The sequence below is a fragment of the Arenimonas sp. genome (genome assembly GCF_019459675.1).
Taxonomy (GTDB): Bacteria; Pseudomonadota; Gammaproteobacteria; order Xanthomonadales; family Xanthomonadaceae; genus Arenimonas.
Genome location: NZ_JAIBFH010000269.1, coordinates 1 through 6163, shown reverse-complemented (window position 1 = coordinate 6163; position 6163 = coordinate 1). Strand labels below are relative to the sequence as shown.

The following is a 6163-nucleotide window of genomic DNA, read 5'->3' as shown; positions in this document are numbered from 1 at the left end:
CCCCCCCCCCCCCCCCCCCCCCCCCCCCCCCCCCCGCGGCTGTTTCCGGGCCAGGCCCGGCGTCAATCCAGCGAGTAAGCACTGAATGCAAGCTCCCGCCACAAACACCCCCACCGCGCCGAGATGGCTCGACAACATCGGCGACTGGCTGTTCCGCAACATCGTCGCGGTCGCCGGCTGGTTCGTGCTCATCACGCTCGTGCTGGCGGCGCTCTCGATGTACTGGGGCGGGCGCGAAGCCTTCTCCGAGTTTGGCTGGGGTTTCCTGGTGTCCACCGAATGGGACCCGGTGCGCGAGCGCTACGGTGCGCTGGTCGCCATTTACGGCACGCTGGTCACCACCACCATCGCCATGATCATCGCGGTGCCGGTCAGCTTCGGCATCGCGCTGTTCCTGACTGAAGTGGCGCCGGCGTGGATCCGCCAGCCGCTGGGCTCGGCCATCGAGCTGCTGGCCGGCATCCCCTCCATCATCTACGGCATGTGGGGCCTGTTCGTCCTGGCCCCGCTGCTGGGCAACTACGTCTACCCCTGGATAGACGAACACATCGGCCCTTGGCCGATCCTTGGCGCCCTGTTCCGCGGCCCGCCGCTGGGCATCGGCATGCTTACCGCCGGCATCGTCCTGGCGATCATGATCATCCCCTTCATTTCATCGGTGATGCGTGAGGTCTTCCTCACCGTACCCACGCGCCTGAAGGAGTCGGCCTACGCGCTGGGCTCCACCACCACCGAAGTGGTGTGGGACATCGTGCTGCCCTACACCCGCTCGGCGGTGATCGGCGGCATCTTCCTGGGCATGGGCCGGGCGCTGGGCGAAACCATGGCGGTCACCTTCGTGCTGGGCAACGCCCACCGCATCAGCGTGTCGCTGCTCGAGCCCGGCAACTCCATCGCCGCCAGCGTGGCCAACGAGTTTGCCGAGGCCACCACGCCCATGTACCAATCGGCGCTGCTGGCGCTGGGCTTCCTGCTGTTTGCCGTGACCTTCATCGTGCTTTCCATCGCCAAACTCATGCTGATGCAGCTCAAGAAGCGGGAGGGCAACTGATGGCCACCGTCGCCGAAAGCCTGTTCCTGCGCCGCCGCATCGTCAACGCCATCTCGCTGGTGCTGTCCGGCTTTGCGGCGCTGTTTGGCCTGTTCTGGCTGGTGTGGATCCTCTGGACCACGTTCACCAAGGGCGTGGACGCGATGAGCCTGAGCCTGTTCACCGAGATGACGCCGCCCCCGGGCCAGGCCACCGGCGGCCTGCTCAACGCCATGGCCGGCAGCCTGCTGATCAGCGGCCTGGCGGTGCTCATGGGCGCTCCAATCGGTGTTGCAGCAGGCACCTACCTGGCCGAGTACGTCAACCATCGCAAGCTTGGCGCCGTGATCCGCTTCGTCAACGACATCCTGCTGTCGGCGCCGTCGATCGTGCTGGGCCTGTTCGTCTACACGGTGGTGGTGCGCACCACGGGCGGCTTCTCCGGCTACGCCGGCTCCATCGCCCTGGCCTTCATCGTGCTTCCGGTGGTGGTGCGAACCACCGACGAGATGCTGCAGCTGGTGCCCACCCAGATGCGCGAGGCCGCGCTGTCGCTGGGCGTCCCGCAGTGGAAGGTCACCACCCAGATCCTCTACCGCGCCGCGGCACCCGGCATCGTCACCGGCATCCTGCTCGCCCTGGCGCGCATCAGCGGTGAAACCGCGCCGCTGCTGTTCACCGCCTTCAACAACCAGTACTGGAGCACCGACATGACCGGTGCAGTGGCCAACCTGCCGGTCACCATCTTCCAGTTCGCGCTCAGCCCGTTCGAGTACTGGAACAAGCTGGCCTGGGCCGGCGCCTTCATCATCACGGTGTTCGTGCTGCTGGTCAGCATCACCGCCCGCTTTTTCCTGCTGCGCAAGAAGATGAGCCATGACTAAAGCCACGATTGCCTTCACCACGGCCGTGCCCACGGCGACGGAGCTGGCTCCCCGTGCGGCCAAGCTTTCGGCCCGCAACCTCGCCTTCCACTACGGCGACTTCAGCGCGCTCAAGGACATCAACCTGGACGTGCCCGAGAAGCGCGTCACGGCGCTGATCGGTCCGTCGGGCTGCGGCAAGTCCACGCTGCTGCGCATCTTCAACCGCATCTATTCGATCTACCCCGGCCAGAAGGCCAGCGGCGAGGTGATCCTGGACGGCGAGAACATCCTCGACCCCAAGTACCCGCTCAACAAGCTGCGCAGCAAGATCGGCATGGTGTTCCAGAAGCCGGTGCCGTTCCCGATGTCCATCCACGACAACATCGCCTACGGCATCGGCCACTACGAAAAGCTGTCGAAGCCGGACATGGCCATCCGCGTGGAGGGCGCACTGCGCCAGGCCGCGCTGTGGGACGAAGTGAAGGACAAGCTCAAGCAGAACGCACTGGGCCTGTCGGGTGGCCAGCAGCAGCGCCTGTGCATTGCCCGCGCGGTGGCGCTCAAGCCCGAAGTGATCCTGTTCGACGAACCCACGTCGGCGCTGGACCCGATCGCCACCGGCAAGATCGAGCAGCTGATCGCCGAGCTCAAGCAGCAGTTCACGATCCTGATCGTCACCCACAACATGCAGCAGGCGGCGCGCTGCTCCGACTACACGGCCTTCATGTACCTGGGCGAGCTGGTGGAGCACGGCGTCACATCAACCATCTTCACCAAGCCGACCAAGCAGCAGACCGAAGACTACATCACCGGCCGGTTCGGCTGACCACAGGATGCCCCCTATGAACGACCATATCGTCAAGAGCTACGACAACGAGCTCAAGCGCCTAGACGGCGAGATCCAGCGCATGGGCGAACTGGCCATCAGCCAACTCGACGCGGCGATCGACGTGCTGCTGCGCCGCGACAGCGCCGCCGCCATGCGCGTGGTGGCCAACGACGACGCCATAGACCTGCTGGAACACGAAGTAAGCCACGACGTGCTGCGCCTGCTGGCGCTTCGCCAGCCGATGGCCCGCGACCTGCGCGAGGTCTATGCCTCGCTGCGCATCTCTTCGGACATCGAGCGCATCGGCGACTACGCGGCCAACGTGGCCAAGCGGTCGATGGTGCTCAACCAGACGGCGCCGGTGTCGGCCGCCCGCGGCCTGCCCGCGCTGGCCAAGCTGGCCAACACGCTGGTGCGCGACGCACTGCAGGCCTATCGCGATCGTGACGCCGACCGGGCCATGACCGTGCGCAGCCGCGACGCCGAGCTCGACGCCGAGTACACGGGCCTGTTCCGCGAGTTCCTGACCTACATGGCCGAGGACCCGCGCCAGATCACGCCCTGCACCCACCTGCTGTTCATCGCCAAGAACATCGAGCGCATCGGCGACCACGCCACCAACATCGCCGAAAACACCTGGTTCCTGGTCCACGGCGAACAGCCTGCGGAAGAGCGCGAAAAGCGCGACACCACCACCGAATAGCCCCCCGTCTTCACGCGCAGGTGACTGCCGCCCCCCCGGCCCTTGGGGTAGACTGGGCGGGCTCAATGCGTGGTGCGGGAGAGACTGGCCTAGGCCAGCGCCGAAGGCGTAACGCCCGTAATCGCTCAGGAACCCGGAACCGTACCGCGCGAGCGACTCTGGAGAGACCGGAACCAACCGGCGCCGAAGGGGCATGGGACGCAGGACGCGACCCAAAACTCTCAGGCAAAAGGACAGAGGGGCACCCCGCGCATTCGTGCGCGGCCTCCCCCTTTGCCCCGGACAGCCCATGAACCGCGAAAGCCTGAGCCAGCTCGAGCAGCACGACGCCTTCCTCGAACGCCACATCGGCCCCAACGACGCCGAAATCGCCCACATGCTGGGCGTGGTCGGCCAGGCCTCGCTGGACGCCCTCACGGACGCCATCGTGCCGGCCAGCATCAAGTCCCCGGGGCCGCTGGCCCTGCCCGCGCCGATCACCGAGGTCGAGGCCATCGCCAAGATCCGCCTGATAGCGGACAAGAACCAGGTCTTCCGCAGCTTCATCGGCCAGGGCTACTACGGCACCCACACGCCGAACGTCATCCTGCGCAACATCCTGGAAAACCCCGCCTGGTACACCGCCTACACCCCGTACCAGGCCGAGATTTCCCAGGGCCGCATGGAAGCGCTGATCAACTTCCAGACCCTGTGCAGCGATCTCACCGGCATGGAGATCGCCAACGCGTCCCTGCTGGACGAGGCCACCGCCTGCGCCGAGGCCATGACCCTGGCCAAGCGCTCGTGCAAGTCCAAGTCCAACCTGTTCTTTGTTTCCAGGGGCGTGCATCCGCAGACCCTGGAAGTGCTCAAGACCCGCGCAGAGCCCCTGGGCATCGAACTGGTGGTGGCCGACGACGCCGACGCCGCTTCGCTGGACGTGTTCGGGGCGCTGCTGCAGTACCCCGACACCTTCGGCCAGGCGCATGACTACCAGGCGCTGGCCGACGCCGTGCACGCGCGCGGCGGCCTGGTGGCCGTGGCCACCGACCTGCTGGCTCTCACCCTGCTCAAGGCCCCGGGCGAATGGGGCGCCGACATCGTGGTGGGCAACTCGCAGCGCTTCGGCGTGCCGTTCGGCTTCGGCGGCCCGCATGCCGCCTTCATGGCCTGCAAGGACGCGTTCAAGCGCTCCATGCCGGGCCGCCTGATCGGCGTGTCCATCGACGCCCAGGGCCAGCCGGCCTACCGCCTCACCCTGCAGACGCGCGAGCAGCACATCCGCCGCGAGAAGGCCACGTCCAACATCTGCACCGCGCAGGTGCTGCTGGCGGTGATGGCCTCGATGTACGCCGTCTACCATGGCCCGGAAGGGCTGACCCGCATCGCCCGCCGCACCCACCGCCTGGCCACGATCCTGGCCACGGCGCTGCGCGGCGTCGGCATCACCGTGGGCACCGACTTCTTCGACACCCTGCACGTGGTGGGCGTGGATGCGAACGCGGTACATGCCAAGGCCGAAGCCGCTCGCATCAACCTGCGCCGGATTGACGCCACCAGCCTGGCCATCAGCCTGGACGAAACCAGCACCCGCGAAGAAATCGTGTCGCTCGCCGCGCTGTTTGGCGCCAGCGCCGACGTCGAGGCCCTGGACGCCTCGGCCGCGGACGCCCTGCCCGCCGGCCTGGCGCGCACCTCGAAGTTCATGCAGCACCCGGTGTTCAACACCCACCACAGCGAGCACGAACTGCTGCGCTACATGCGCCAGCTGTCCGACAAAGACCTGGCCATGGACCGCACAATGATCCCGCTGGGCAGCTGCACCATGAAGCTCAACGCCACCGCCGAAATGATCCCGGTCTCCTGGCCCGAGTTCGGCAACATCCACCCGCTGGCGCCGGCCGCGCAGACACAGGGCTACGTGCAGCTGATTCAAGAGCTCGAAGCCATGCTGGTGGAGTGCACCGGCTACGACGCCGTGAGCCTGCAGCCCAACTCCGGCGCCCAGGGCGAATACGCCGGCCTGCTGGCCATCCGCGCCTACCACCGCAGCCGCGGCGACCACCAGCGCGACATCTGCCTGATCCCGGAATCGGCCCACGGCACGAATCCGGCCTCGGCCATGATGTGCGGCATGACCGTGGTGGTGACCAAGTGCGACGCCAACGGCAACGTGGACGTCGAGGATATCCGCCGCCACGCAGAGAAGTACGGTGACCGCCTGGCCGCGCTGATGGTCACCTACCCGTCCACGCACGGCGTGTTCGAGGAAGCCATCGTCGAGATCTGCGAGATCATCCACGCCCACGGCGGCCAGGTGTACACCGACGGCGCCAACATGAACGCCATCGTCGGCGTGGCCCAGCCCGGCAAGTGGGGCTCGGACGTGTCGCACCTGAACCTGCACAAGACCTTCTGCATCCCGCACGGCGGCGGCGGCCCGGGCGTGGGCCCGTGCGCGGTGAAGTCGCACCTGGCGCCCTTCCTGCCGAAAACCCTCGGCGGCGAAGGCGACGTCGGCATGGTCAGCGGCGCCAGCTACGGTTCGGCTTCCATCCTGCCGATCAGCTGGATGTACGTCACGATGATGGGCGCCTACGGCCTGCGCCGCGCAACGCAGGTGGCGCTGCTCAACGCCAACTACATCGCCAAGCGCCTGGCCCCGCACTTCAAGACCCTGTACACCGGCCGCAACGGCCTGGTGGCACACGAGTGCATCCTGGACGTGCGTCCGCTGGAGAAGACCTCCGGCATCG

General features: G+C 67.0%; 5 protein-coding genes and 1 riboswitch. All 5 genes read left to right on the top strand.

Translation table 11 applies throughout. From position 1 onward, the window contains the following. The first annotated feature begins 85 nt into the window (after positions 1 to 85). Positions 86 to 1051 (top strand): phosphate ABC transporter permease subunit PstC, encoded by a 966-nt coding sequence (pstC, locus tag K0M70_RS08950; protein ID WP_290781457.1) that lies wholly within the window; start codon positions 86 to 88, stop codon positions 1049 to 1051. After that, positions 1051 to 1914 (top strand): phosphate ABC transporter permease PstA, encoded by an 864-nt coding sequence (gene pstA, locus K0M70_RS08945; protein ID WP_290781456.1) that lies wholly within the window; start codon positions 1051 to 1053, stop codon positions 1912 to 1914. The genes pstC and pstA overlap by 1 nt, the downstream gene beginning before the upstream one ends. Continuing rightward, the gene (gene pstB, locus K0M70_RS08940) at positions 1907 to 2722 is read left to right on the top strand and encodes a phosphate ABC transporter ATP-binding protein PstB (RefSeq protein WP_290781454.1); all 816 of its coding nucleotides are present in this window, start codon (positions 1907 to 1909) and stop codon (positions 2720 to 2722) included. Before pstA ends, pstB begins: the two co-directional genes overlap by 8 nt. A gap of 7 nt (positions 2723 to 2729) precedes the next feature. After that, positions 2730 to 3428: a phosphate signaling complex protein PhoU gene (gene phoU / locus K0M70_RS08935; protein ID WP_290781453.1), complete on the top strand. Its 699-nt coding sequence runs from the start codon at positions 2730 to 2732 to the stop codon at positions 3426 to 3428. A gap of 148 nt (positions 3429 to 3576) precedes the next feature. Next, positions 3577 to 3675: riboswitch (glycine riboswitch) on the top strand. Between the two features lie 42 nt (positions 3676 to 3717). Next, positions 3718 to 6163, top strand: a 2446-nt coding sequence (gene gcvP, locus K0M70_RS08930) for an aminomethyl-transferring glycine dehydrogenase (RefSeq protein ID WP_290781451.1), incomplete at its 3' end; no start/stop codon positions are given.